Raw genomic sequence first — 24,359 nt, 5'->3', positions numbered from 1 at the left:
ATATAAACTTATATGCGTTTGAGTCAAAGGAGGTATATATTGGAGAACAGAGAAGGAAAAAATTCTATATAAGGAGATAATTTATGAAAGGTAAGATCCTCTTATTATTTTTTATTACGATAGTGATTTCGATAATGAACTCTGAAATGCCTCCTGATGTAGTGAGTACAGGTAATGGAACAGAAATGAAAGAAATAACTGAAGGTCGATCAGAACTTTCTAACAATGAAGTGTTACCCATGAGCATTGGGAACTATGATTTGACTGGGGATTTTTATGATGAAATGCTTCGAAATCCTATAGATCATGATTATGAAGTGGAATTTAATGAATTTAAAAATTCCAAAGAGATTATTACAACATTGGGATGGGGGGCTTTGGAAAGCAAATATACAGAGATTTGGGATAAAGAGTTGAATCAAATATATAAAAAGCTTCTTTCTAAGTTGGATAGAGAACCAAGAGAAGCACTAATTGAATCGCAGAAAGAATGGTTACAGTATCACTTAAGGGAAACAAAATTTGTAGAGAAGACATTTATTAATAATGGTTACCTTGGATCACAAGGATCGGTAAGCCTAGGCACGGTTATACGGGAGAGAATTAGGGAAAGAACAATGCAATTATTTGAATATCGATATTTGCTAGATCGTGAAGTTGAGTTTTTATACCAAAGCAAAAAATAGAGTTGGAATCTTGATCAAAGGTTTTTGGTGATGCTTCGAAGACAGTAACTTGGATTTTACAACGAGCGACGCTTTCCCGGTAGTTAAACCGATTGAGTCCTAGCCAATACGATGCAGCTTGGAGAGCAGGCCAGTTGGATGAGGTGGGAATCTCACTTTAATAAACTGCGAAATACAGAGTTTACAAGAGAATGACTCCATAATTACTTTTAATTATTTGCTATTTCCCTCAGCCATTTGGGTAAAATACATTAAGCTTTATTTTACCAAGAATCCGACACGAAACGTGCTGATGCCCCATGACAATTCACAAAGTACCCAATAGATTACTCAAGGAGAAGTCGCCGTATTTGCTGCAACACGCGCAAATCCGGTTAACTGGTTCCCTTGGTCCGAAGAGGCTTTTGAAATCGCCAAGCACGACAACAAGCCTGTCTTCTTATCTATTGGGTATAGCTAGTTGTTGATTCACAAATACGTACTTCCTAAGAAAGGTGGAGCGACTCCGTGGATTTAACATCCATGGCTACTGTCGCGAATATGCCATGAAGTTACGCACTTATACTCCGCAAGCCCCATTATTAAATTTTGTCGATTATTTCTGGTATCTCGAAGGATATAGTCCTCCTTATTCGAAGGAGCTAACGCTTCCTAATGGTTCGATAGAACTCGTGATCAACCTATGTGAGGATAAGATTAAATTGTTTGATCGAGATTCTAACGGCCTGTTACGGACGTATGACAGCTCTGTCATTTGCGGGCCTCATTCAGAGTTTTTCATGATTGATACTTCCGCAGAGACCACGGTTTTGGGAATACATTTCAAACCGGGTGGAATCTATCCATTTCTTAAAATACCAGTGAATGAACTACATAATATTCGTGTATCCTTGGATACACTGTGGGGAGCAAGAGCTCATGAACTGCGTGAGACGCTGCTTCCCTTGAAAACGGTGGATGATCAGTTTCGAATACTTGAAGAAAATCTTTTAAAATTGGCTTCCAGACCTCTGATACGACATCCAGCAGTAAGTTTCGCACTTAACGAGTTTTTGAGTTTGCGACATAAAAGACCCCTCTCGGATGTAAGCGGACAAATCGGTTTAAGCCAACGGAGATTTATCCAGATTTTTAAAGAAGAAGTGGGGATGACTCCCAAGCTCTTCTGTCGTCTTCGCCGTTTTCAAGAGGTATTGAACAGATTAAACCACACAGAAAGCGTCAATTGGTTGGATGTCGCTCTCGCTTGCGGTTATTATGATCAGATGCATTTTATAAAAGATTTCCAAGCTTTCACCGGTCTCAGTCCTACAGATTATTTCTCAAGGCAAGGCAGGCATCACAATCATGTTGCGATTTACAATTAGCCATATTCAAATGCAGACTATGTTATTATTGGACGGAAAATTATCTTAAAAAGGTCAATTTTTTACTATACGCTCGTTTGAGGGGCGATTAGAATAGTATGTGAGCGGGAATGGTCAGCTTAAGCGCATCAGACGATACTGCATAGGGCTTATCATCTTCCGGGAAAGAGAGAGGTGGATTCTATTGGGTAAAGCAACCCCGTTTCTATGGATCAAGAATACTGCGGAGGCGATTGAGTTCTATAAGAAAGCTTTTGATGCCGTAGAGAAATATCGCTTGACGGAGCCGGAAGGCAAAGTGGCTCATGCTGAGATTACAATCGGCGGAGCCAACATTTCAATTGCTGGCGAATATCCGGAATTTGACATTTTAGGGCCGGAAACTATTGGAAATACGACAGTTGGTATCCATCTGAAGGTGGACGATGCGGATAAGTTGTTCCATCAGGCGATTGCGGCTGGAGCTACAAGTGTTAATCCTATGGCGGATCAATTCTACGGTGACCGATCGGGAAGTGTGAAGGATCCTTTCGGACATTATTGGATGATCTCAACCACGATTGAAGTCGTGGATCCGGAGGAAATACAAAAACGATTCCTCGCTTTGTATGTAAATTAATCTGTTCTCCATTGACTAAGGTGCCTCCGATAGAAATGAAGATGTCTAAGCCCAAAGGTTGCAGTGGCATCCTTTGGGCTTACTTCTATTTTGGTTTTCGTGTGAATCAATATTATTATAGATATCCTCGCTTAGTAATCAAAATAACAGCCTGGATCAATGCTAGACGAAGCTTCAACCTCCGGTACGCCGTCCACTTCATCTTGGAATATCTAAACCATGCCAGTGTACGCTTGTCGGCTGAGGCAATTGATTATGTACTCTAATGCATACATAGTCTTCAGGGTATACGCAGATCGTTGGACCTGGAGTTATTCCATTATAGCCCCATGCATTTATGTAAATTCCGGGAAGTATCTTGGTCTTTACTACTTCGGCAACAAACTTGAAATACTTAACTCCATTTGTCGCGGTAAAGGGTAGATGTGGGATATTGGGAGCAAGAACAATGCTGATTGAACCTATGGAATTTCCGTGGGGTATTTGTTGTATTTAAATACTTTTTCGGTTGAACAAGGCATGGAGTAGCGCCATTTACAATATATTGCAAATGTCATACAGTAAGCAGTAAGTGATAAGTAGTAAGTAGTAAGTAATAAGTAAAATGAATTCAAAAAAATTCTTCGTACACACGAAATACGAACCGGCTTGTCTAAATCATGGGTAGGGGTGGATGGCTATGATGGATTTAAAATTAGCACAAAGTTTTGCGCTGACCGCATTAAATGCACAGAGTAGTCTTTACATGACTAATGCAAAGAAAGTGTCTCTACGATCTATGGCTGCTGCGGTTATTTTGGAAGCCTACTTAGAGGGATATTTTACACAAGCTGATAACGAGCTAACTTTCCGCAAAGAAGTTCTTGACCAATCCAGTTCAACGCTCTACAGAGAAACTGTTCTATTACCCTTGCTCCATAATCATGCTGAGGTACAAGGTGATCTGGGATGGTGGCTGAAAAAAGCTTCCATGCTGCCTAACAAAAAATTAAAGAAGTTTGAAATTGCGATATCAGATTAACTAAAGGCAATGAATTTGTTGGAAGAAATTCCGAGTTTGTTAGGGAGCGACATGTATTATGATTCAGCGGGCGTTGAAATGAAAGCCTATCGCAGCAACATTGGGGTTTATACAAGCATTACAGAGAACCTTCGAGCAGAAATTTTAGAAGAGGGAACGGTAACGGATGAGATCATTTGCATGCTTTGGCTGCTTCGCGAAAGTGGATGTATGCATGATGTCTTCTCACGGAATGAACTGGAGAAGATCAATACCAGAATGCACGATCTATACCGTAGTAACTTATGGGCAAAGTCATTGTTTCGGATCCAAATCCATCATGGAATTGAGTTAGGGATCAAACAGTTCCTGCAAATGAAGTCGAAGTTTATGAAGACATATGCGGGCAGCAGTATCAATTTTTTATTCCCTTTCCTTGAGCGATCACAGGCTGTCTTTATAGAGACAGAGGCTTGGTTCGATAATTCTAATAAAAGGCTAAACTCCGTCCTTACAAGGTTAGAGTCTTATGGACATGAAGTTAAGGTTATTGAGAGAGGATCAATTGCGACCATCAAAATTGATAATTTGTTATACGATGCGATGCCGCATTTTGTGATGATGAAAATACCGATTCAAGGTGTGCGTCTTGTTCCGAAGCGCCCACTGTAAAGGAGTTGGTATCTATGTCTAGGCAACGTTCCATCGAGGCGATTCTGGCCTCAGAGTATGTGTCTATAGGTGAATTGGTAAGAATTACAGGTTCTCGTTATAGCACGCTGAAACATTACACCGAAGAAGGTATGCTGCCCTTTGAACAGGCTGAAGAGAATTTAACACGAAGATATAAAAGAGAGGAAACCGTCGCACGCATTATTCGGATAAAAGAACTGAAAGCGAACGGTTTATCTATCCCGCAAATTAAAGAAGCTATAGGCATGAATTAACATAGGTTGAGATACTGTCTATCATGAGCAAATACTTCAATTGTTTTCACTGCGCAGGTGATGCCCCATGACAACTCAAAAAGTACCCAATAGATTAGCCAAGGAAAAGTCACCGTATTTGCTGCAACATGCTCATAACCCGTGAACTGGTTCCCTTGGTCGGACGAGGCTTTTGAAGTCGCCAAGCGCGACAATAAGCCTGTTTTCTTATCCATCGGTTATTCCAGCTGTTATTGATGAGATGATCGCTTGAATCAATTTTAAGATGCTTTCGCCATTGGAATTGGCGGAGGCTTTTTGTTTAGAAGTAAAGGAATACCATTCGTTATATTTTTCCATTTCATAGTATAATAAGAGCATAGCCCTCGGTTTGTTCGTTTATTTAATTGTATTCTGTAGATTGATGAACTTCGTCAATATTATGTTATGTGAAATGAACGAAAGCAGAAATCTACAAGTAATTAGGAGGACTCAAATGAGCGATGAGGTTACTCTTAATAAAATTGTAACGATAGTAATGGAGGACCTAAGGGATAAATCTATTAATTACTTCGAAAAGTTTATTAAAGGTAAATGGAGATCGCCTTCAACTCAAACTTTACAGTCTGAATTTAAAGAAGTTTTATGAAGAGCAGATTAATATTATTCGAAGAGTTCTAATTACTAGTTTAGATATGGGCATTCATGATTTTTTTATTTAGAATTCAAGAACAAGATGAAGAAGGAATAAAAAATAATAGTCGATGGGGAGAACATACAGAAATAAGTGATGGATTGCACGGTGAATTATTCACGGAAGATGGATGGTATCATAGATTTAGTAAATATGGAGAGAATCAAGAATAGTTGAGAATGCGAAGAAGTCGTTTACTTTAAATAACACCATATTCACGCTTCGGGCCATACGGCCCTTGGTCTGCCAGACGCAAATACGAGGAAGTGAAGTCAGACAGACAACCCTGCGAGGCTAAGTCTCCGCCCGTTCGCGTACGCTCACTTAAGCCTCTCGGGTTCGTGAATACAACAACGTTAAGTGATATCACCTAAATCATAACTGCATTATGGAGGTTAGAACATTGGAGCTATCAGAAATAATAGACTTTATGAGCCATTCAAGTAGTGATTGGTCTTCGCGAGGACATGAAGTAATTAAAATTCCATTTGATGTAACACCCAATGAATATCTTACTTTCGCAGAATTAGACATTGATTTGAATAAAGAAAAGCATAGTTTAATAAATGCTTTATCAAATGCCAAAAGAGCTATAGATTGTCAAATTGATTCATTACTTGTTGCATTCCAACTATATGATTTAGCAAAAAAGAAAAATTGGAATATACCCAAGAAGATTGAAATAATAAAGAGCTTAGGTATATTAGCTCCAAGGATTCTGAATAAAATAAATTCTGTTAGAAATATAGTAGAACATGAATTTATGGTGCCAGATGAAGAGCAAGTAGTAGATTTTGTTGATATTGTTGCACTGTTTTTAGTGAGCACTGAAAGGTACATTATTAATTTTCCAGATGAAAGCCAAATTGAAAACGGTAATTACGAACATATTTTTTTGGATATTAAGTTTAATAGAGGCAATGAAAATATTGTAATTGAAGTGAGATATAGAGGGAAGATTAAAGATACAGAACAAATTATCTTGAATACCTTTCATGAAGATTATATAAGATTTTTAGCTCTATATTTAAGGATGTTACATAATTAATAAGGATTTTGTAAGTTGTGTAAGTATATTCAAAGAAGAGGTGACACCTTATTCACGCTGCGGGCTTGCACCCTTGGTCCGGGCCGAAGTAGAAGTTCCGAGGATAAATTCAGCCGGACAACTCCTGCGAGGCTAAGTCTGATGACCCGTTCCCTACGGTCACTTAAGCCTGTCGGGTTCGTGAATACAAGAACGTTATATGACATTCCCCACGAGCAACATTTATTAATAACTCAAAGGAGTTGTTACTAAGATGGAGGAAAAAATCAAAGTTAGACTTAATACAGATTTAACTAAGTACCTGAATGGACTGATTGCAGGATCGGAAGGATATACCATAGGCAGATTCGGTATGTGGTCACGCGGAAATGATGATTTTACTGGTGTTCACTTCCTAGGTATTGGTTCTTTGGATGTTCTTTGGTCTTCACTTGAAATTATCGACGAGGAATATTTAAAAAAAGCCGAAGATCGTAAGAAGAAGAGACTAGAAGAATATAGAAGTGCGAAAGACATAATTAAGTATGTTGGCCCAAGAGGTGGTTTTAAGGGATTGAGTTTTACTTATATAACACTTGAAGGTTCTACAGTTAGTTACTCAAACGGATTTAAACAAGAATCAGAAGAACTAATAAGCTATTTTAAAGAAATAGGATTAAACATACTGAGAAGATTTTATAGAAATCTTGTTTGTAATTCGTAGAGGAGGGAACGTCAACACAGTATTCACACGGCGTGCTTTTGGCCTTGGATCGCCAGAAGTGAATATGCCAAGGAGCGGTGTCAGACGATTAACCCTGCAAGGCTAAGTGGCGTAGCCATCCGTCAAGCTGCCTTAAGCCTTTTGGGTTTGTGAACACATGAGACGTTATCTGAAATCGAGACGAATAAAAAAGGAGTGGGATTATGGCACTATATTATGGTTGTCCGATATTCATAACAGAAGGCAAATTAAAGGGACGAATCGGGTATTTTGATGATGATGAATTAGATGAAAATGGCCAACCGATTGGATTTGTTAGTCTAGGAAATCCTCTTTATTCCAGTGAACACGAGGTGCCAATGGCATACCTAAGAGAGATTACTACTGAAGATTTATACAAGCGTCAGGGAGACATTCAAAATGAACTACTGAAAATAAATTACTCAAAAAGAAAAGTCAATCATGAGAAAACAAAGGTTGATTTATTAACGGAATTTATTTATATAGAAACCCTATTTTCTGATAAATATTTTAAAGCGAGATTCTTACATAATAGCGGTGGTAAAACTTTGTTTATTTCGCACTCTTCAATGGATAAGCCGTTTGCTAGATTATTAGCAACGGACTTAGCTGAGGCAGGGCATAGTCCATGGCTAGATGAATGGCACATAAAAATTGGTGAATCAATTCCAGGAAGTATTTCTCGAGCCCTACAAGAAAGTGATTATGTACTTGTCTTACTCTCGAATAATTCAATCGAATCCGCATGGGTTGAACAAGAATGGTACACAAAATATTGGGAAGAAATTACCGAAAGGAAGGTTAAAATACTTCCTATATTAATTGAGAATTGCAACATACCTGAATTGTTAAAGACAAAAAAATATGCCGATTTCAGAGAAGAATATGATAGAGGGCTTAGAGAGCTACTTCTTGCTATTGACTAATTTGTATGATCTTAGCGAGAAATTGATGACCATGAATGTCCGGTCCTTTACTGAATATTTCTCTGATGTTTGTAGTCGTTTTCATATCCTGCGCTTTCCCCCACCTTTTTGGGTAAACTAACCCTAAGCAATACTTTACCCAAATCCAACACGAGAGAGGTGATGCCCCATGACAACTCAAAAAGTACCCAATAGATTAGCCAAGGAGAAGTCGCCATATCTGCTGCAACACGCGCATAATCCGGTGAACTGGTTCCCTTGGTCTGAAGAAGCTTTTGAAATCGCTAAGCGCGACAACAAGCCAATCTTCTTATCTATTGGGTATAGCTAGTTGTTGATTCACACGTACTTGTCATTGGTGTCACGTAATGGAACGCGAAAGTTTCGAAGACCAGGATGTAGCGAAACTTCTTAACGATCACTATGTCGCCATCAAGGTAGACCGCGAGGAGCGGCCGGATATTGATGCGCTGTATATGTCGGTGTGTCAGGCGCTGACGGGGAGCGGGGGGTGGCCGCTGACGGTGCTGCTGACGCCGGAGAAGAAGCCGTTTTATGCGGGGACGTATTTTCCGAAGCGGCAGATGTTCGGGCGCATTGGGCTGATGGATGTGCTGGAGCAGATTCACCGCAAATGGGAGCAGGATGGTGAAGCACTGGACAAGCTTGGAGATGATCTGCTCGCGGATCTTCAGTCACTGGACCGCAAGAACTCGCTAAGTGACAGTGAAGGCAGCGGGGGAATTCCCGGGGAAGAGCTGCTGCACGAAGCCTATGAGCTGTACCGCCGTCAATTCGATGAGGATTATGGCGGGTTCGGCAATGCGCCGAAGTTCCCTTCGCCGCATAATCTGTCGTTCCTGCTGGCTTATAGCCAGACGTACAACCAGCCGGAAGCGCTGTGTATGGTCGAGAAGACGCTGGAGTCGATGTACCGGGGCGGCATGTACGATCATGTAGGCTTCGGGTTCGCGCGTTATTCCACGGACCGGGAGTGGCTGGTGCCGCATTTTGAGAAAATGCTCTACGATAATGCACTGCTGGCGATTGCTTATTTGGAGGCTTACCAGATCACGAAGAAACCGCTGTATGCGGAGGTCGCTGAGCAGATCTTTGCGTATGTTGAGCGTGATATGACTTCGCCGGAGGGTGCTTTCTACTCAGCGGAGGATGCCGATTCCGAAGGGGTGGAAGGGAAGTTCTACGTCTTCTCCCGTGAGGAGATTGAAGAGGCGCTTGGCCTGGAGGATATGCATTCCTACTGCCATGTGTACGGGATTACCCCTGAGGGGGATTTTGAAGGTGAGAATATTCCGAATCTGCTGCAGGGCTTGCCTGATGAGATGTCGGAGCGCTTGGGTATGAATCCGCTGGGTCTGCGTACAAGGATGGAGGAGTGGCGTGAGAAGCTGTTCGCCTACCGGGAGCAGCGTATCCATCCGTCAAAGGATGACAAGGTGCTCACTTCCTGGAACGGGCTGATGATTGGGGCGCTGGCGAAGGGTGCGAAGGCGCTGCAAAAGCCTGAGTATGCCAAAGCCGCAATAGCGGCAGCAGACTTTATCTGGGACAAGCTGCGGCGGGAGGACGGCAGGTTGCTGGCCCGCTACCGTGACGGTGAATCCGCGATTCCCGCTTATTTGGATGATTATACGTTTATGATCTGGGGCCTGACTGAACTGTACGAGGCGACGGGTCAACCCGTCTATCTGGAGCGGGCGCTGACCCTGAAGGATGGACTGCTGGAGCTGTTCGTTGATAAGGAGAACGGCGGATTCTTTTTCACGGGGCATGATGGGGAAGAGCTGCCGATCCGTTCCAAAGAATGGTATGACGGAGCGATACCTTCGGGAAACTCGGTGGCTGCGAAGCTGCTGTGGAAGCTGTCGGTAATGAGCCAGGATGTAGAACTGAAGATGGTTGCTGAGCATACAGCAGCAGTGATGGCTTCAGCAGCATCTGCTTATCCGCCGGGCTATGCCATGTATTTGCAGGCCCATCTGGCGATGGCTTCTGGCGGCAGGGAATGGGTGCTGTCCGGCAAGCGGGAAGACGCTGCCCTCCACAGCATGTTGGCCCAGGTCCAGCAGGCGTATCTGCCAGACGCTGCACTCCTTGTCAACTGGGAAGGGGATGCCGAAGGGATTCTCCGTCTGCTGCCGCATCTGGCGGACAAACCGGCCATAAACGGGGAAGCCACGGCTTATGTCTGCCGGAACTTCGCCTGTCGTGCCCCGGTTACGAATATGGAAGCGGTCAGGGAACTTCTGGTCTCCGGTCATCGGGAAGTATAGCGATAGGAATATGAAGGGCAGCCTGCGGTTTGGGCTGCTTTTTGGTTTGTGCGTTCTTCCGAAGCACCACAAAAAAGCCAACCATAGGTCAGCTTCTTCATTTGCCGCAGCTCATACGGCTCATCTGATAAATTGTGTATAAAAAGAATCCTGGGGAATCGCTCCAGCAATTGTAGCCGCATGTTCACTCATTTGTTGAAGAACGCTTTTGCCTGCCCAATCGTCCGGCAGCAGTTCATCCGGGAGGTACGGGTCGGTCATGAACATCCCGCTTAGCTCCTCGCCCATCTGCAGATACAACAGGAAAAGCTGTAAAGGCTGCCCGGCTTCAAGCGCCTCATGCATTAATGGAGCAAACTCCTGCTGCAGCCAGGCTGATTTTTCCTGGTATAAGGTATTGACCTTATCTAGCTGCCAGATGGACTGTGCTTTGCGCGGTGTAATCGAGCCTTCCAGGAATTGGCCCTGCAGGATAGATACCTTGCCTTCCATCTCCAGCTTCCGGATCTGTGCAGCGACTTCATTACGGTAATTCCATGGAGAAATGTACACACTGTTATACAATGGTCCATAGCCTAACTGTAAAAGTGCCGAACGAAACAGATCGCGTTTTTTGCGTTCGGATTCAGGGACTTCGAGCATGACCACATCCCAGGTCTGATCCCACTGCTCCTGATAACGGGCGGGCTTGCTGTTAATCGCTTTGATATATGCAAGGCCGGCTGCTGTGACTTGATACCAGGAGCGCGACGGGGATGCAATATAACCTTCTTTTTTCAGGCGGGATAAGGCATTGCGGATATAGGTGGAGGTATACCCCCTTTGTTGGTAGATCTCCACAAACTGCTGGGCGCCCATCTGCTCCACTTTGGATAACAGAAACAGCATGGTTTTTTCAACGGACAGCAACGTTCTTCACACCTCTCTTGACAATAGGCATTGATAAATATATCATAAAAACATACGAACGGCATAAAAATAGTTATATTAACGATTTCCGGTGACGACCGGACTTCTGTGTATTTGGTGTCATTGTAACGTAAACTTTAGGGTTTTGCACGGTTTAGTCCATTTGCACCCAATGAATTTCCATTCGAGAAGAGGAGAGATACTTATGAAAATCATTTATCATGGCCATTCCTGTATACAGATTGAGGTGAACGGCAAGTCGCTGATTATCGATCCGTTTCTCAGAGGCAATCCTGCTGCGGTCACCAAACCGGAGGATATTCGGACGGATATGGTGCTGCTGACACATGCTCATGTGGATCATATTCTGGATGCAGCACCGATTGCACTGCAGAATAATGTGCCGGTTGTGGCGAATGTGGAGCTGGCTGGCTATATGGAAGGGAAGGGCGTCCAGACCATTGGAATGAACATCGGGGGGACGGTTGATTTTGGTTTTGCGAAGGCGACGATGATCCATGCGTTCCACACTTCAAGCATTACACTAGAGGATGGACAGCGCATCTATGGAGGTACACCTGCGGGCTTCATTATTGAGGCGGAAGGACGCACTGTTCTGCATACGGGAGACACCGGACTTTTCGGAGATTTGAAAATGTTCGGCGAGCTCTATGACATCGATCTGGCGATTCTGCCGATTGGTGGACATTTCACCATGGGACCGGAGCATGCGCTAATCGCCGCCAAATGGCTGGGGGCCAAACACGTACTGCCGATTCACTACAACACTTTCCCGCCCATTGTGCAGGATGTGGGAGCTTTTGTTCAGGCGTTGGGTGAAGCCGGGATCAAGGGAACACCGCTTGCCTATGGGGAGTCGCTTGAGCTGTAAGAAGGCTGAAGATAGGGTGAAATAGCACATGTTTGAGATGAAGGACATCACTTTGGTGGTGTTCTTTTTTTGCGTTCATATTTACATCATTAGGGAGACTGAAACTTAAGCATTAGAAGCCCCTATGGTATGATAATTAGAATAAAGGAGGCGGTTTGGAAATGAAGACCAGAATTCTGGGAAGTGGCAAGCTGCAGGTTTCGGCGCTGGGACTGGGCTGCATGGGGATGTCCGACTTTTACAGCGGTCGGGATGAAGCGGAATCTATCCGTACCATCCACCGGGCCCTTGATCTGGGTGTGACTTTTTTGGATACGGCAGATATGTATGGGGTCGGGAAGAACGAAGAACTAGTGGGACAAGCGATTAAGGGGCACCGGAATCATGTCGTGCTCGCCACCAAATTCGGCAATGTGCGGAGTGCAGAAGGGAAAATGCTCGGTGTAAATGGCCGTCCTGAATATGTGAAGTCTGCCTGTGATGCCAGCCTTCGGCGTCTGGGAGTAGATCATATCGATTTGTACTATCAGCACAGGGTAGATCCTAACACACCAATCGAGGAGACTGTAGGCGCGATGGCTGATCTCGTAACGGCCGGAAAAGTCCGCTTCCTCGGTTTGTCAGAAGCGGCTCACGATACGATCCGCCGTGCCCATGCGGTTCATCCGATCACGGCACTGCAGACAGAGTACTCGCTGTGGAGCCGCGACGTGGAGGATGAGATCCTTCCTGTTTGCCGAGAGCTAGGCATCGGCTTTGTTCCGTATAGCCCGCTGGGCCGGGGATTCCTTACCGGCCAAATTCAAAAATTTGAGGATTTGGCAGAAGACGACTATCGCCGTTTTTCTCCGCGTTTTCAAGGGGAGAATTTCGCCAGGAATCTGGATCTGGTGAAGCGCATCCGTGAGATCGCTGCAGCGAAGGATTGCGAGCCTTCCCAACTGGCGTTGGCCTGGCTGCTGGCGCAGGGTGACGACATTATTCCGATTCCCGGTACGAAGCGGATGAAATATCTGGAGGAGAACATCGGTTCACTGAATGTCAGCCTAAATGACGATGATCTCAAGAGTATTAATGCTGTTGCTCCCCTAGGAGTGGCTGCCGGAACCCGATATCCGGAACAGAGTATGAAGAGTCTGAATCTCTAGTGCAAAAGTCTGGCGATTAGTGATTTGACATTAGATTCAGGGAACAGTTATGAATGTCTATGAGGATACGACAAACAGGCAGTGGCGTAGGAATTACGCTGCTGCCTGTTTTTTGCCGCAATATTATACGCTTCACGCCAGAATTGATCCTTATATTTCTCGCTGGAAATTCATTTCCTTAACTGGTTTATGACTTCTTCTCCGGCTCCTTAGGTGTCGTCCGGGACGGCCGGGTCACCCAGTTGCTGCGGTTCATCGGCTTGACCGTATCAATGCGCGGAATGAAACTCTCCTCAGTAGCCTCTACAGGCTGCGCTTGGACCTCTGTTTCTTCTGACGCTATATTTTTCTTCGATAGACCTCTTCCGTTATGTTTGCCTTTATTCCATACTCTTCCCTTGCTCATGATTACACTCCATTTCTGTAGGCTTATACTTTCACCATATCACATCACGAACCGTTAAGAAAGATCGGAAAGCATAAAACATGACTTTTGACAAGTTATAAAATGTACTATTGATTGCCCATCAGGCTGGCTATAATAATATAGAATTGAAAGGAGAGCACTCTGATGCCCATCAAGATCATTACCGACAGCGGTTCGGATTTACCCCTTGAATATGCAGAGAAATATAATGTGGATATCGTTCATTTGCCCGTTCACTTCGAGCATGATCTCATGCCGGAAGATACGGATACGAAGGCTTTTTATGCCAGAATGCGGGACTCCAAAGAGCTGCCGAAGACGGCCAGTCCCAGTCCGCAGGTCTTCCTGAACAAGTTCAAAGAAGTGGAAGCAGGCACTGACATTATGGTCGTCTGTATGTCATCCAATATAAGCAGCACTTATCAGACCGCATTGATTGCCAAGGAAATGTATGAAGAAGAAGGCCATCCCAATGCGATTGAAATTATAGATTCCAAAACCTTTTCCGGGGGCTTATCCCTCCTTGTCGCCATGACGGCTAAATGGTCACTGACCTGCTCAAGCCTAGAAGAGCTTAAGGTTATGGTTCTGGACAAAGCCGAGGAAGTGACAGCCTACTTTACCCTGGACACCCTGGAGAATGTAATTAAAGGCGGGCGTTTGAACCGGTTATCCGGTGCCGTGGCTTCCGTGTTGAATATTAAGCTGCTGCTGAAGATCAGCGACGAGGGGACTGTCGAGGTAGTTGAGAAGACACGGGGTCTTCCGAAGGCCCTAACTCATCTGCTGGCGAAGCTCGAAGACAAGCAGCATGATTACGAAAAGGCGGTTATCGCCATTGTACACAGCAATTGCGAAAAACTTGCGCTGGAGATCAAGGAACGTATTCTTGAGAAGCACCCCTTCAAAGAGATTTTGTTCTCCAGTATGGGACCTGTGATGGGTACATATGCCGGAGAAGGCGGAATCGGCGTGGCTTTTTAACCACCGCTCCGCACCTCACCAGTCAAGCCGTACCTGGGATTCGCCCGGTGTACGGCTTTTTTTAAATTTAAGATTTTATATGTTTCACGCTATATATTATCCTTCTATTTCTCGATGAAACGAATACTTGAAAGCGATACGTAGTATCGCTGCTTCGGAAGCATAAGCTTTTAGAAGGACGGTCAAACCATTTCCACTTGCTTCAGTAAACTTTATCTATTCTTAAGATTTGGTTTAGACAGGATAAAGAATGGCAGGCTATAGTTACAATTAACGCACCTTGCGGAAAAAGATAGAGGGGGATTCACGATGTATACCATTCTGATTGCCGATGATGAATCGGAAATTGTAGAGCTGCTGCAGCTCTATCTGGAGAAGGAATACAACATTCTGCAAGCACAGAACGGGAACGAGGCGCTCAAGCTGATGCAGAGCCATACCGTTGATCTGGCGATTCTCGATATTATGATGCCGGGCATGGACGGGCTGCAGCTGCTGAAGCGAATCCGTGAAAATAATCATTTTCCAGTGCTGTTTCTATCAGCCAAAAGTCAGTATCATGATAAAATCCTGGGGCTTGAGCTGGGGGCGGATGACTATATTTCCAAACCGTTCAATCCTCTGGAAATTGTCGCCCGTGTAGGGTCAATGCTCCGGCGGGTTCACCAGTTTGACGCCCCGGCGGTACAAGAGGCGAAGAAGGAGCAGATTGTGCTCGGACGCCTGCTGCTCGACCGGAGCAGCTGTCAGGTACAGGTGTCTGGAGAGCCGGTTAGCTTAACCTCTACAGAGTACAAAATTCTGGAGCTGCTGATGGAACAGCCGGGCCGGGTCTTCACCCGGAAGAAGATTTACGAAGCCGTATGGGAAGACTTTTACGTCTATGAAGATAACAGCATCATGGTGCATATCAGCAATATCCGGGATAAGATTGAACGTGATTCCAAGAAGCCGGAATACCTGAAGACGATCAGGGGATTGGGGTACAAAATTGAAGCACCCGTGGAAAAGTAGGGATAACCGTCCGCTGCAGACGTCACTTACGCTGGATTTCCTGCTGTTCAATTGTATGCTGCTGATGATTGTACTGATAGTCTACCTGTTCATCCAGAAGGATATCACCCATCTGATTCTAAACAAACAGCTCACGGACCCGAATCTTTCCGTTGAGGCTGGGGATTACCGGGAAGAGCTGGGCGAGGGCATTCAGAGTAGGCGGCTGCTGCATAGCGGGGGCTGGCTGGAGCTCCTTGATTCCGATAAACAGGTGATCCGCGTCATTGGAGAGAAACAGGATCAGACCCTCTCCTATGATGAAAATAGTCTCTTTCTGGGATTAGAGAACCGCACAGATCAGCCTTATTACTATTCGATTACCCAACTAGATGGAGAGAGCCATGCAGCCTGGCTGCTGCTCAAAATCCCCCGTGATGTAATCAAAGTATCCATTAACAACGTAGTTCTGGTTTCCTATTTGAATCATTCTGTGTTTTTCTATGTGTTTATGGTCAGCGGATTAATTCTCATGCTGATCTTTGTATATAGCTATTGGGTCACAAGACGCATCAAGAAGCCGCTGCGGGTGCTGAATCTCGGTCTGAAGCAGATGATGGAAGGGCACTACAGCACACGGATTGCGCTTTATGCCGAGACAGAATTCCTCCGGATCGGCGAGAGCTTCAATTACATGGCCGACGTGATTGAGAAGACAACAGAAGAGAAGCGGAAGGCTGAGAAAAGCAAGCAGAGGCTGATGGTGGACTTGTCCCATGATCTGAAAACACCGATTACGAGTATCCAGGGCTATGCGCAGGCCTTGATGGAAGGCCGGGGGACTGACCCTGAACGCCAGACGAAGTACTTGAATTATATCTACACCAAATCGGTGCAGGTGACGAAGCTGATCCAGCATATGCTGGAGCTGCTGAAGCTGGACTCTCCGGATTTCATTCTTCATACAGAACGTCTGGAGCTGGGGGATCATCTGCGGGAGATTGTTGCTGATACCTACGGCGAAATTGAGCAAAAAGACTTCCAGCTTCAGCTTCAGGTTCCAGATGAAGAAGTATATGCCCGCTATGATCCGGAGCTATTCGCAAGTGTTATCAATAATCTGATCTCCAATGCGCTGGCCTACAATCCAGAAGGGACCAGCCTGCGGGTAACCGTCATCCCGGAGGATACAGAGGTTCGTATAGAGATTGCAGATAACGGAATAGGTATCCCCAAAGAGCTATGGTCAACGATTTTCGATCCGTTTGTACGTGGGGACGAATCCCGGACGGCAAGTGGCGGAACAGGGCTTGGATTATCCATTGCGAAGAAAAACGTAGAGAAGATGGACGGTTCGCTTACGCTTGAGAGCAGAGAGGGAGAACCAACGGTTTTCACCGTCCGTATTCCAAAATAGGACGGCAGGATGAATTCAGGAACGGGAGAGGGTCATGGCCAAATTAAATTTGTTTATCCGCATTTGTATCGCTGTGCTTTTGGTGCTGGGAATTATTTATGTAGGCACCCTAGTGAATTTTATTTTCACACCGGTTTTCTCGTTATTCCGTGTGGTCATCGTGCCTTTAATGCTGGCGGCGTTCTTCTATTATCTGCTGCGGCCGCTGATTGATCTGCTGGAGTCGCGGAAGCTGAATCGTACAGCAGCTATTTTGCTGGTCTATTTGGTCATAGCCGTGCTGTTCATGTGCTTCAGTGTTGGGGTTTGGCCATCGCTGAAGAATCAGCTGGTGAATCTCGGCAATAACATGCCAAACGTGTTCACGGCAGTGGGCGAACAACTGAAGAAGCTGGAGGACAGCAAGTTGTTGTCTTCGCTGATTCCTGCGGATATGAATCCGGCGGGCCAACTGATGAATTATCTGAATAAAGGCTTTTCCCTGATGTCGAGTTCTGTATCGGAGTTGTTCTCTTTTGTATCCAATTTTGCCATGGTGTTGTTTACTTTTCCTATTCTTCTGTTCTACATGCTCAAGGAAGGTAGTAAGTTCGGCGCAAAAGTGGTGAGCTTTTTCCCAAAACGCTTTCAGGCAGAAGGCGCCGGGGTGGTTTCGGACATTGACGGGGCGCTCAGCGGATTTATCGTAGGCAGGGTACTGGTGAATCTGGCCCTTGGCGTGTTGATGTATATTGGTTTTTTGATCATAGGCCTGCCTTATGCGCTTCTCCTGACACTGCTAGCTGTGTTGATGAACTTTATTCCCTTTATAGGAGCCATTCTGTCTACAGTTCCTATCTTAATTATCGGTCTGTTTGAGTCACCCTCAACGGCAGTCTGGTCCATTGTGGTTGTGCTTGTTGCCCAGCAGATTCAGGATAACCTGGTAGCACCCTATATTTTTGGGAAAAGCCTCGATATCCATCCGATTACTACGATTATTCTGGTATTGGCCGGTGGGGATTTTGGCGGTATTATCGGTATACTCCTGATTATTCCGGTCTATATGATGCTCAAAATTATTACAGTGAAGCTGTACCAGATGTTTATCCGTCAGCGCTGGCCGGAAGAGCCGCAGCTGGCTGCGGATTCAGGAGAGTAAACCTATCTGTACTTAGTAAATATTAAGCGCATGCTTTCGAAGTGAATTTTGTACGAAGTGATTCGGCCGATGCTTAAACTAATCAAACTTTGAGGAGGAATTTACCATGGATCAAGGTGTTCAAAAAGGGCTCGTTGATATTTCTGATCGGGTGATATCGGCTATTATTAGCTATGTAGTTATGGATACTCCGGGGATCGCAGGAATGTCCGGGAGTTCCGTTACGGGGAATCTGGCCAAACTTCTGGGAAGCAAAATCGGGGCCAAAGGAATGTCCGTGGAAGTGTCAGAGGAGGAGGTTGCCGTTCATCTTCAAATCATAGTGGATTATGGCTGCCGGATTCAAGAGGTATGTAAAAGTCTGCAGCATAATGTCCGCAGCGCTGTGGAGAACATGCTTGGGCTGTCGCTGGCTGTTGTGAATATTCGGGTGGAGAAGCTGGCTCTTCCATGAACCTGGTTCACCGTATAGGCACCGTGCTCTGGGCAGATGCATAGAATGGAGCAAATCCATTTACGGAGGTTATAAAGCTATGTCATACTATCAGTCCGGCCAGCCTGCAACGTTGATCTATCAGGCCGATCCCGCCGTTGTCCAGCATCTGCACAAGGTCCGCGATTCCCTGCACCACTCCTGTAAGCCTTATCTCAACCACCAAGTCAATGTACAGACGATTGACGGTCAGATGCATGAAGGTACGATTGCCGGAATGGACAGCAAACATCTGTATCTCATGGTGGGGGGGACCGCAGATATGGAGCGCGGATATTACAATCCATACTACAATCCCTATTACCAGCCTTATCCAGGCCCGGGCTACCCTTACCCTGGACCCGTCAATAACAATGGGATTCTGCCGTTGGTGCTGTTCGAACTGCTGGCCATATCCTTGATCTGACCCTATCTAAGTTCCAAAAAACATGAACCGGATGACCGGCAGTGTGCCGAATCTAAGTTCATGTTTTTTTTGCCCCGAAAACGCCGGAGAATGATAGACTAAGTATAAAGCAAGTAAGTTATAGGAGGTTCAAGATGATTACATACCCTGTACTTGAAAAAAGAGCAACCATTGGTGTGACCGCATCCTCGGCAGGGGTTGGCCCAGGATCTGTGGAAGTGTTCGGTGAAGCCTGCAGCCGCATGAAGGAGAGAGGGTTTCAGGTTATTTGCGGCGATACGGTCTATAAGCATGACAAGGCCAAATCCGCGTCCGGCAAGGAGCGTGGCACTGAGTTCAATCAGATGATGAGTGATGACACGATTGACCTGATCATTCCGCCCTGGGGCGGTGAACTGCTGATCGAGATGCTGGAGCATATCGACTTTGGGAAGGTGCGGAACAAATGGATCATGGGCTTCTCTGATATTAGCCTGCTGCTGCTTGTGGTCACCCTGCGGACAGGGGTAGCGACCGCGCATGGACCAAGTTTTGGAGATTTGCGTGGAAAGATTACAGACCAGACTACAGGGATGTGGCAGACGGTGTTATCCACCGCGAGTGGACAATCGGTCGTCCAGCGCTCTTCGCTGAACTACCATCAGGAGGTGGAGGGAGCGGAACCCTCGCCGTCTCTATTCCATTTAAATACCAGAACACAGTGGAAGACAGTCTCAGGGAATGCTGTGTCTCTCAGGGGCCGGCTGCTTGGTGGCTGCATAGATATCATCCGCCATATCATAGGCACACCTTACGGCGATGTGCGTCACTTTCAAGAAGCCTTCATTCATCAGGAACCGGTCATTTGGTATCTGGAGCATTGTGAATTGAACACAGTGGATCTACGCCGGTCTCTGGTGCAGATGAAGCTGGCCGGCTGGTTCGAGAACTGTTCCGGTGTGATGTTCGGCAGAAGCGGCACCAACACACCCATAGACAATTACACGGAAGAGGATGCATATAAGGAATTGTCCGAAGAACTGCAGTTACCCGTTGTTTATGATTTGGATTATGGTCATGTTCCACCGCAAATGACGCTGATCAATGGAGCATACGCCGAGGTAAATGTTGCTGGTGGCTCAGGGGTAATCACACAATATTTTTATGAATAGCAGCATCATTAGAAAAAAGAGACAGCACCTTGGCTGTCTCTTTTTGGAACTATAAATTTGACGTATTCACAACCGCCGTGATCTCGTCATCCAGTTCCAGTCGAACATCTTCACGGTAGGCACGAATGCCATACTCACTGTGCGTGTAACGGAGGATTGCTTCGATCATATTGGACTCCACCAGGAACTGGCTTCGGCCTCCGACCCACACCTCTGCGGTGTATCCGGTGTCTTCTTCCCAGCTAAGCTCCACCTGGACATCCTGTACCCGAACGCTCTTGCGTTCAGCCATATGCATGCAGATGGCATTAATAATCTCATCCATGCTAAGAATGGTAGTCCCCATGTTAGTAACGTCCACCCTGTTCCTGTAGTCTGCGCCGTTCCTTTCTGCGGCGGAAGAAGGACATAATCAGGATTACGACCAGGTAGATGGCCAGCATATTGATGGCAAATCCGATCAGGTTCCCGAAGGCGCCCATGCCGGCGAACATACCACCGAAGAGGAAGCCGGCGATTCCGCCGATCATCAGGCCTTTCATTAAGCTTCCGCCGCTGAAAAATCCACGATTTGCTTTGCCGGCTGTTCCGGCTTTTGTTCCTGCAGTGCTATCGCTTTGTTTCACATTATTTGTAGTTGATTTCTTCGGAGTCGTGGTGTATCCGCGGGTTCCGGATTTGAAGCCCCCGCCACCACGTCTCGCATCCGCAAAGTCCGGAGCGGTAACTGCAAAAAACAGGGTAAAAGCCATAAGAATCATCATTACACGTTTCATTGGTTTCATTGAGTACAAGTACCCTCCTAAAGGTGTTGGAAGCATCTGCTCCACATGAATTTTGTGTATCTGTCCGGTAATACGTGGCACACAGTAGGAAGTTTCAATTTTAAATATCATAATTACAATTAACGGATAGTGGAAGGAGAAGAGGCTGCGGGCAAAAAAAATGCGCGGATCGTATGATCCACGCAAACAGCAGATTATCAGAGAGTTGCCTTGTTCTCCACGTAACCGTCAGACACCAGTTCAAGCGCTCCTGTAGCCGGATCGATGATCATGCCGTGAACAGGTACGTTTGGGGGGAGTAAAGGATGGCGCTTAATCAGCTCCACAGTCTGAATTACCCCTTCTTCCACATTGTCAAACCCGCGCAGCCACTTCGTGAGCTTAATTCCCGAGTTCTCCAGAGTGGACAACACCTGCTCTGATACTCCGCGCTCTTTAATGGAGTTGATCATTTTGTCCGCATTCAGTGAAGCCATCCCGCATTCATAGTGGCCCACGACAATTACCTCATCCGCATCCAGCTCATACAGGGCTACCATAACGCTGCGCATTACGCTGCCGAAAGGCTGGGATATGACGGCACCGGCGTTTTTGATGATTTTGACGTCCCCGTTCTTGAAATTCATAGCCTTGGGCAGAAGCTCTACAAGCCTTGTGTCCATACAGGTGATAATCAGCATCTTTTTGTCAGGAAAGCGGCTGGTCAGATAGGTTTCATATTCTTTTTGTTCGACGAATTTCTTGTTAAACTCCATAATATCAGTGATTTGGCTCATGACCTGCTGCCTCCTAAAAGTTTTTTTAGCGATACCCCTACGATTCAGCTTGGAAAAACCGCCTCAAAAGCATACGCCAAGTTTTGTGAGCATCCTGCTCCGAGAATGTTAATTCTTAATATACTCCTTAAACCCCCTTTTCGCACATATGTACTTGATAAAAAGGATGTTTACACATTATTTGGTGGTTACGCTACATAAGGTTCTGGTGACCTCCTGCTGGCGGCTGATGACAAAAGGAAGATTGTATGTTTTTTATCGTTGTATCTCCGGCTTCCGCTTGATTCACGATCAGGATACCGTCACAGCCGCAACCCTCTGTGTCATAGAAAAGCTTGAATATCCCTGGCTGATCCTTCAGATCTGCTAGCAACTTCCTTTCGGCAAGAGGTGTAATCAATCTGAATGTACATAGGCAGCCCACACTCCTTTGGATGAAGTTTGAGGATTATTTCAAATTAAAGATATGATCCTCTGAAGTTGATTATACGGATTATATAACCTGCGTCAATATTCCGTATTTTTCTGGACACTTCACTAGAAAAGGAGTGGATCGGTATCTAAGACAGAAGTAACAACAAGTTTGTACAAAAATAAGGGGCTGACATAGCCCCTTTAGATTCAAATATACTGGTCTCAGAAAAACATTGAGGAGTTAATGGGAGAATGTATAACCATCGAATACTTTTAGCCCTTCGGCATTTAATACTTGTTCTATTACGACCGGCTTATGCGGACTTTTATCGATAACTTCTTGACTTGAAATCATTATATTACTGCCTGCAATTTCTGCTAGCTGATCATGTGACACACTATAGACTACTTTCCCTAAATTAGCCCATACCATAGCTCCTGTGCACATTACGCAAGGTTCGCAGCTGGTGTACAAAGTATATTCATTCAGATCAAAAATGTTGTTTTCAGAGCAAAAAGTACGTATAAGTCCAATTTCAGCATGGTGTGTAGGATCACAATGACTGTTTATTTTATTTTCTCCATACATTACAATTTCATTATTTTTTACCAAGATTGCACCGAATGGTTCATTTCCCTCTTCTCTAGCCTTTAAAGCCATTTCAATAGCTACTTCAATAAATTGTTCATCATTTTTTATCATAAATAGCACCTCCTAGGTAAAGCTACTATAACAGAAATAAATCTATAAAACGCTGACCTTATTCGGAGTAATTTCGTTTAAGCCATATTCTTGCAGGTGCGGTTGATTATATGGATTATAAATAACAGGCTTCAAGAACCCGCGATATTCAAAGTTTTTTCGAAAACGTTACCCACACGTTACCCACAATAGATTATTTAATTATTAATTGCCCATTCAAAGTCATCAGCCATCTGCATTTGTCTATGCTTAGTCACGTGTAAATAAATAAGTTCAGTTACTTTAGAATTGCTTTTGTGCCCAATCCTAGCTTGTATCTCTGTAAGGCTTACTTTTGGATTTGAGGCAAGAAGTGAAACATGTGTATGCCTAAAACTATGCGGTGTGATGCTAAGAGGGAGATTCCCGGCTCTTAACACCCGCTCCATCATTCGTACAATACTATTTACTGAAATAGGATACCCAGGATATTCGCTCCAGAATACGAAATTATCATTTGGATTAAATCCCTTAGCTGCTGCGCGTTCGCCTTCTTGCCAATCTTTTAGCTGATTGAGCGCCTTTTGCACGGTTTTTCCGTAGCTTATAATACGTTCGCTTTGTATATTTTTTGTAGGTGCGAAATGGTATTTACGTACACTAGTACCTTTGAGTTGCTTGTTAATGTCAATTGTCATTGCCTGCTCATCGATGTCTTCCCATTGTAAACCGGCTGCCTCTCTGATACGCATCCCAGTATAGGAAAGAACAATGAAAAGCGCCCAGTAGTTTACGTTCATCATGAAACGTACTAACTGCAAAAATTGCTTTAGCTGTTCTTTTTCAAGGAATTTTGGGAGGACAATCCGTTTTTCTCCCGGTTTGCGCGATTCTCTTTTTTCTCTTGGGATGGTAGCACCGTTTGTAGGAGTCTCCTTTAAAATTCCCTTGCGAACGCCATGTCTGAACATGAGGTTCGCCGATGAATGAATCATTATAATCGTACTTCTAGCATAACCTTCTGATTTCAATTTGAGTAAATATTGTTGGTATGCATTTGGCGTTACATTGCTGAGAGTAAAAGCCCCGAATTCTTCATTCAATTTTTTAATTCCATATTCTCTCAACCTCAGCGTTTCTTCTGCGGGTTCCTGTTCGAGATCGTAATCCTTTAGCCAAACCTTACCCCAAGCGCTAACCGTAACCTTTTCAGCGTAGTGTAATTGTTTGGTGATTTTCTGTGCCTTGATCAGAATTCCAAACTCTTCAGCTTCTCGAACGGTGTCAAACCGGGGGGATTCCATGTTTTTGCTGCCTTTGACTTCGATCCCGTTAACAATCTTGGTAATGGGTACACGGTAGCGATAAGTGTACTTTCCGTCGCGCTCACGAATGTTTGTGGGCAGTTTCTTATTGGTTTTTCTCATCCTTTTTCCTTCCTTCACCAAACATATGTT

The 24,359-nt window shown here is 45.0% G+C and carries 30 protein-coding genes and 2 pseudogenes; 24 read left to right on the top strand and 8 right to left on the bottom strand.

The window, feature by feature from the left end; translation table 11 throughout:
• Positions 1-83: 83 nt before the first annotated feature.
• From ACTJKB_RS03620 to ACTJKB_RS03605, 4 genes and pseudogenes are all read left to right on the top strand, one after another.
• Entirely contained in the window at positions 84-686 is a 603-nt protein-coding gene (locus ACTJKB_RS03620; RefSeq protein ID WP_440831840.1) for a lysozyme inhibitor LprI family protein, read from the top strand.
• Between the two features lie 299 nt (positions 687-985).
• A pseudogene (locus ACTJKB_RS03615) lies at positions 986-1,143 on the top strand (DUF255 domain-containing protein); the annotation flags it as partial.
• Positions 1,144-1,231: 88 nt separating this feature from the next.
• Positions 1,232-2,053, top strand: coding sequence for an AraC family transcriptional regulator (locus ACTJKB_RS03610; RefSeq protein WP_440831839.1), 822 nt, complete (start codon positions 1,232-1,234; stop codon positions 2,051-2,053).
• Between the two features lie 184 nt (positions 2,054-2,237).
• Positions 2,238-2,672, top strand: a complete 435-nt coding sequence (locus tag ACTJKB_RS03605; RefSeq protein WP_440831838.1) for a VOC family protein — start codon at positions 2,238-2,240, stop codon at positions 2,670-2,672.
• Between the two features lie 198 nt (positions 2,673-2,870).
• On the opposite strand, the gene ACTJKB_RS03600 is transcribed toward ACTJKB_RS03605, so the two are convergent.
• A complete protein-coding gene (locus ACTJKB_RS03600) occupies positions 2,871-3,011 on the bottom strand; it encodes a multicopper oxidase domain-containing protein (RefSeq protein WP_440832704.1) in 141 nt (46 codons plus the stop codon).
• A 340-nt stretch (positions 3,012-3,351) separates the two neighbouring features.
• Here ACTJKB_RS03600 and ACTJKB_RS03595 point away from each other — a divergent pair, with 340 nt between their 5' ends.
• From ACTJKB_RS03595 to ACTJKB_RS03545, 11 genes and pseudogenes are all read left to right on the top strand, one after another.
• Positions 3,352-3,693 (top strand): hypothetical protein, encoded by a 342-nt coding sequence (locus ACTJKB_RS03595; protein ID WP_440831837.1) that lies wholly within the window; start codon positions 3,352-3,354, stop codon positions 3,691-3,693.
• Positions 3,694-3,702: 9 nt separating this feature from the next.
• Complete coding sequence (locus ACTJKB_RS03590; RefSeq protein WP_440831836.1) at positions 3,703-4,344, top strand: hypothetical protein; 642 nt, start codon at positions 3,703-3,705, stop codon at positions 4,342-4,344.
• A gap of 14 nt (positions 4,345-4,358) precedes the next feature.
• Complete coding sequence (locus ACTJKB_RS03585; protein WP_440831835.1) at positions 4,359-4,619, top strand: helix-turn-helix domain-containing protein; 261 nt, start codon at positions 4,359-4,361, stop codon at positions 4,617-4,619.
• Positions 4,620-4,686: 67 nt separating this feature from the next.
• A pseudogene (locus tag ACTJKB_RS03580) lies at positions 4,687-4,853 on the top strand (DUF255 domain-containing protein); the annotation flags it as partial.
• Between the two features lie 241 nt (positions 4,854-5,094).
• Positions 5,095-5,247, top strand: coding sequence for a hypothetical protein (locus ACTJKB_RS03575; RefSeq protein ID WP_440831834.1), 153 nt, complete (start codon positions 5,095-5,097; stop codon positions 5,245-5,247).
• Positions 5,248-5,303: 56 nt separating this feature from the next.
• On the top strand, positions 5,304-5,465 hold the full coding sequence (locus ACTJKB_RS03570; protein WP_440831833.1) for a hypothetical protein: 162 nt from the start codon (positions 5,304-5,306) through the stop codon (positions 5,463-5,465).
• A gap of 230 nt (positions 5,466-5,695) precedes the next feature.
• Complete coding sequence (locus ACTJKB_RS03565; RefSeq protein ID WP_440831832.1) at positions 5,696-6,340, top strand: hypothetical protein; 645 nt, start codon at positions 5,696-5,698, stop codon at positions 6,338-6,340.
• A 253-nt stretch (positions 6,341-6,593) separates the two neighbouring features.
• On the top strand, positions 6,594-7,043 hold the full coding sequence (locus tag ACTJKB_RS03560) for a hypothetical protein (protein ID WP_440831831.1): 450 nt from the start codon (positions 6,594-6,596) through the stop codon (positions 7,041-7,043).
• A gap of 203 nt (positions 7,044-7,246) precedes the next feature.
• The gene (locus ACTJKB_RS03555) at positions 7,247-7,990 is read left to right on the top strand and encodes a toll/interleukin-1 receptor domain-containing protein (protein ID WP_440831830.1); all 744 of its coding nucleotides are present in this window, start codon (positions 7,247-7,249) and stop codon (positions 7,988-7,990) included.
• A 169-nt stretch (positions 7,991-8,159) separates the two neighbouring features.
• Entirely contained in the window at positions 8,160-8,321 is a 162-nt protein-coding gene (locus tag ACTJKB_RS03550; RefSeq protein ID WP_081759022.1) for a DUF255 domain-containing protein, read from the top strand.
• Between the two features lie 37 nt (positions 8,322-8,358).
• Positions 8,359-10,284, top strand: a complete 1,926-nt coding sequence (locus ACTJKB_RS03545; RefSeq protein WP_440831829.1) for a thioredoxin domain-containing protein — start codon at positions 8,359-8,361, stop codon at positions 10,282-10,284.
• A 120-nt stretch (positions 10,285-10,404) separates the two neighbouring features.
• On the opposite strand, the gene ACTJKB_RS03540 is transcribed toward ACTJKB_RS03545, so the two are convergent.
• Positions 10,405-11,193, bottom strand: coding sequence for a PaaX family transcriptional regulator C-terminal domain-containing protein (locus ACTJKB_RS03540; protein WP_440831828.1), 789 nt, complete (start codon positions 11,191-11,193; stop codon positions 10,405-10,407).
• 205 nt (positions 11,194-11,398) lie between these two features.
• On the opposite strand from ACTJKB_RS03540, the gene ACTJKB_RS03535 reads away from it, so the two are divergent.
• On the top strand, positions 11,399-12,085 hold the full coding sequence (locus tag ACTJKB_RS03535; protein WP_440831827.1) for a metal-dependent hydrolase: 687 nt from the start codon (positions 11,399-11,401) through the stop codon (positions 12,083-12,085).
• Positions 12,086-12,246: 161 nt separating this feature from the next.
• Entirely contained in the window at positions 12,247-13,233 is a 987-nt protein-coding gene (locus ACTJKB_RS03530; protein WP_440831826.1) for an aldo/keto reductase, read from the top strand.
• Between the two features lie 187 nt (positions 13,234-13,420).
• Here ACTJKB_RS03530 and ACTJKB_RS03525 read toward each other — a convergent pair whose 3' ends face one another.
• Positions 13,421-13,639 carry a hypothetical protein gene (locus ACTJKB_RS03525; RefSeq protein ID WP_440831825.1) on the bottom strand — a complete coding sequence of 73 codons (219 nt, stop codon included), beginning with the start codon at positions 13,637-13,639 and terminating at the stop codon, positions 13,421-13,423.
• Between the two features lie 165 nt (positions 13,640-13,804).
• Between ACTJKB_RS03525 and ACTJKB_RS03520 the strand changes: the two genes are divergently transcribed.
• The 7 genes from ACTJKB_RS03520 (at position 13,805) to ACTJKB_RS03490 (ending at position 20,245) form a co-directional block, all read left to right on the top strand.
• A complete protein-coding gene (locus tag ACTJKB_RS03520; RefSeq protein ID WP_440831824.1) occupies positions 13,805-14,644 on the top strand; it encodes a DegV family protein in 840 nt (279 codons plus the stop codon).
• A 309-nt stretch (positions 14,645-14,953) separates the two neighbouring features.
• Positions 14,954-15,658 carry a response regulator transcription factor gene (locus ACTJKB_RS03515; RefSeq protein WP_074088018.1) on the top strand — a complete coding sequence of 235 codons (705 nt, stop codon included), beginning with the start codon at positions 14,954-14,956 and terminating at the stop codon, positions 15,656-15,658.
• The gene (locus tag ACTJKB_RS03510; RefSeq protein WP_440831823.1) at positions 15,636-17,054 is read left to right on the top strand and encodes an ATP-binding protein; all 1,419 of its coding nucleotides are present in this window, start codon (positions 15,636-15,638) and stop codon (positions 17,052-17,054) included. Before ACTJKB_RS03515 ends, ACTJKB_RS03510 begins: the two co-directional genes overlap by 23 nt.
• Positions 17,055-17,088: 34 nt before the next feature.
• Positions 17,089-18,195, top strand: a complete 1,107-nt coding sequence (locus ACTJKB_RS03505) for an AI-2E family transporter (RefSeq protein ID WP_440831822.1) — start codon at positions 17,089-17,091, stop codon at positions 18,193-18,195.
• Positions 18,196-18,301: 106 nt separating this feature from the next.
• Complete coding sequence (locus ACTJKB_RS03500; protein ID WP_440831821.1) at positions 18,302-18,649, top strand: Asp23/Gls24 family envelope stress response protein; 348 nt, start codon at positions 18,302-18,304, stop codon at positions 18,647-18,649.
• A 79-nt stretch (positions 18,650-18,728) separates the two neighbouring features.
• Complete coding sequence (locus ACTJKB_RS03495) at positions 18,729-19,094, top strand: hypothetical protein (RefSeq protein WP_440831820.1); 366 nt, start codon at positions 18,729-18,731, stop codon at positions 19,092-19,094.
• Between the two features lie 134 nt (positions 19,095-19,228).
• Positions 19,229-20,245, top strand: coding sequence for a S66 family peptidase (locus ACTJKB_RS03490; protein ID WP_440831819.1), 1,017 nt, complete (start codon positions 19,229-19,231; stop codon positions 20,243-20,245).
• A gap of 49 nt (positions 20,246-20,294) precedes the next feature.
• Here ACTJKB_RS03490 and ACTJKB_RS03485 read toward each other — a convergent pair whose 3' ends face one another.
• The 5 genes from ACTJKB_RS03485 to ACTJKB_RS03465 all read right to left on the bottom strand — a co-directional run bounded on the left by ACTJKB_RS03485 (position 20,295) and on the right by ACTJKB_RS03465 (position 24,329).
• Entirely contained in the window at positions 20,295-20,591 is a 297-nt protein-coding gene (locus tag ACTJKB_RS03485; RefSeq protein WP_440831818.1) for a YxcD family protein, read from the bottom strand.
• 1 nt (position 20,592) lies between these two features.
• Entirely contained in the window at positions 20,593-21,030 is a 438-nt protein-coding gene (locus ACTJKB_RS03480) for a hypothetical protein (RefSeq protein ID WP_440831817.1), read from the bottom strand.
• Positions 21,031-21,227: 197 nt separating this feature from the next.
• Positions 21,228-21,806, bottom strand: a complete 579-nt coding sequence (locus tag ACTJKB_RS03475) for a beta-class carbonic anhydrase (RefSeq protein ID WP_074088029.1) — start codon at positions 21,804-21,806, stop codon at positions 21,228-21,230.
• A 655-nt stretch (positions 21,807-22,461) separates the two neighbouring features.
• Complete coding sequence (locus ACTJKB_RS03470) at positions 22,462-22,923, bottom strand: nucleoside deaminase (RefSeq protein ID WP_440831816.1); 462 nt, start codon at positions 22,921-22,923, stop codon at positions 22,462-22,464.
• A 197-nt stretch (positions 22,924-23,120) separates the two neighbouring features.
• Complete coding sequence (locus tag ACTJKB_RS03465) at positions 23,121-24,329, bottom strand: tyrosine-type recombinase/integrase (RefSeq protein WP_440831815.1); 1,209 nt, start codon at positions 24,327-24,329, stop codon at positions 23,121-23,123.
• Positions 24,330-24,359 lie beyond the last annotated feature (30 nt).

The sequence above is a fragment of the Paenibacillus sp. 22594 genome (assembly GCF_052044425.1).
Classification (GTDB): domain Bacteria; phylum Bacillota; class Bacilli; order Paenibacillales; family Paenibacillaceae; genus Paenibacillus_AQ.
The sequence above is the reverse complement of the archived record's forward strand: the minus strand, read 5'-3'. Positions and strand labels throughout refer to the sequence as shown.

What these genes read in the sequence shown, in the direction of transcription:
- ACTJKB_RS03555 (WP_440831830.1), top strand. Translation starts at nt 7,247, where the DNA reads ATGGCACTATATTATGGTTGTCCGATATTCATAACAGAAGGCAAATTA.
- ACTJKB_RS03550 (WP_081759022.1), top strand. Translation starts at nt 8,160, where the DNA reads ATGACAACTCAAAAAGTACCCAATAGATTAGCCAAGGAGAAGTCGCCA.
- ACTJKB_RS03535 (WP_440831827.1), top strand. Translation starts at nt 11,399, where the DNA reads ATGAAAATCATTTATCATGGCCATTCCTGTATACAGATTGAGGTGAAC.
- ACTJKB_RS03505 (WP_440831822.1), top strand. Translation starts at nt 17,089, where the DNA reads ATGGCCAAATTAAATTTGTTTATCCGCATTTGTATCGCTGTGCTTTTG.
- ACTJKB_RS03530 (WP_440831826.1), top strand. Translation starts at nt 12,247, where the DNA reads ATGAAGACCAGAATTCTGGGAAGTGGCAAGCTGCAGGTTTCGGCGCTG.
- ACTJKB_RS03500 (WP_440831821.1), top strand. Translation starts at nt 18,302, where the DNA reads ATGGATCAAGGTGTTCAAAAAGGGCTCGTTGATATTTCTGATCGGGTG.
- ACTJKB_RS03490 (WP_440831819.1), top strand. Translation starts at nt 19,229, where the DNA reads ATGATTACATACCCTGTACTTGAAAAAAGAGCAACCATTGGTGTGACC.
- ACTJKB_RS03480 (WP_440831817.1), bottom strand. Translation starts at nt 21,030, where the DNA reads ATGAAACCAATGAAACGTGTAATGATGATTCTTATGGCTTTTACCCTG.
- ACTJKB_RS03515 (WP_074088018.1), top strand. Translation starts at nt 14,954, where the DNA reads ATGTATACCATTCTGATTGCCGATGATGAATCGGAAATTGTAGAGCTG.
- ACTJKB_RS03520 (WP_440831824.1), top strand. Translation starts at nt 13,805, where the DNA reads ATGCCCATCAAGATCATTACCGACAGCGGTTCGGATTTACCCCTTGAA.
- ACTJKB_RS03590 (WP_440831836.1), top strand. Translation starts at nt 3,703, where the DNA reads ATGAATTTGTTGGAAGAAATTCCGAGTTTGTTAGGGAGCGACATGTAT.
- ACTJKB_RS03470 (WP_440831816.1), bottom strand. Translation starts at nt 22,923, where the DNA reads ATGATAAAAAATGATGAACAATTTATTGAAGTAGCTATTGAAATGGCT.
- ACTJKB_RS03465 (WP_440831815.1), bottom strand. Translation starts at nt 24,329, where the DNA reads ATGAGAAAAACCAATAAGAAACTGCCCACAAACATTCGTGAGCGCGAC.
- ACTJKB_RS03525 (WP_440831825.1), bottom strand. Translation starts at nt 13,639, where the DNA reads ATGAGCAAGGGAAGAGTATGGAATAAAGGCAAACATAACGGAAGAGGT.
- ACTJKB_RS03620 (WP_440831840.1), top strand. Translation starts at nt 84, where the DNA reads ATGAAAGGTAAGATCCTCTTATTATTTTTTATTACGATAGTGATTTCG.
- ACTJKB_RS03495 (WP_440831820.1), top strand. Translation starts at nt 18,729, where the DNA reads ATGTCATACTATCAGTCCGGCCAGCCTGCAACGTTGATCTATCAGGCC.
- ACTJKB_RS03475 (WP_074088029.1), bottom strand. Translation starts at nt 21,806, where the DNA reads ATGAGCCAAATCACTGATATTATGGAGTTTAACAAGAAATTCGTCGAA.
- ACTJKB_RS03595 (WP_440831837.1), top strand. Translation starts at nt 3,352, where the DNA reads ATGATGGATTTAAAATTAGCACAAAGTTTTGCGCTGACCGCATTAAAT.
- ACTJKB_RS03545 (WP_440831829.1), top strand. Translation starts at nt 8,359, where the DNA reads ATGGAACGCGAAAGTTTCGAAGACCAGGATGTAGCGAAACTTCTTAAC.
- ACTJKB_RS03485 (WP_440831818.1), bottom strand. Translation starts at nt 20,591, where the DNA reads ATGGGGACTACCATTCTTAGCATGGATGAGATTATTAATGCCATCTGC.
- ACTJKB_RS03610 (WP_440831839.1), top strand. Translation starts at nt 1,232, where the DNA reads ATGAAGTTACGCACTTATACTCCGCAAGCCCCATTATTAAATTTTGTC.
- ACTJKB_RS03560 (WP_440831831.1), top strand. Translation starts at nt 6,594, where the DNA reads ATGGAGGAAAAAATCAAAGTTAGACTTAATACAGATTTAACTAAGTAC.
- ACTJKB_RS03570 (WP_440831833.1), top strand. Translation starts at nt 5,304, where the DNA reads ATGATTTTTTTATTTAGAATTCAAGAACAAGATGAAGAAGGAATAAAA.
- ACTJKB_RS03585 (WP_440831835.1), top strand. Translation starts at nt 4,359, where the DNA reads ATGTCTAGGCAACGTTCCATCGAGGCGATTCTGGCCTCAGAGTATGTG.
- ACTJKB_RS03575 (WP_440831834.1), top strand. Translation starts at nt 5,095, where the DNA reads ATGAGCGATGAGGTTACTCTTAATAAAATTGTAACGATAGTAATGGAG.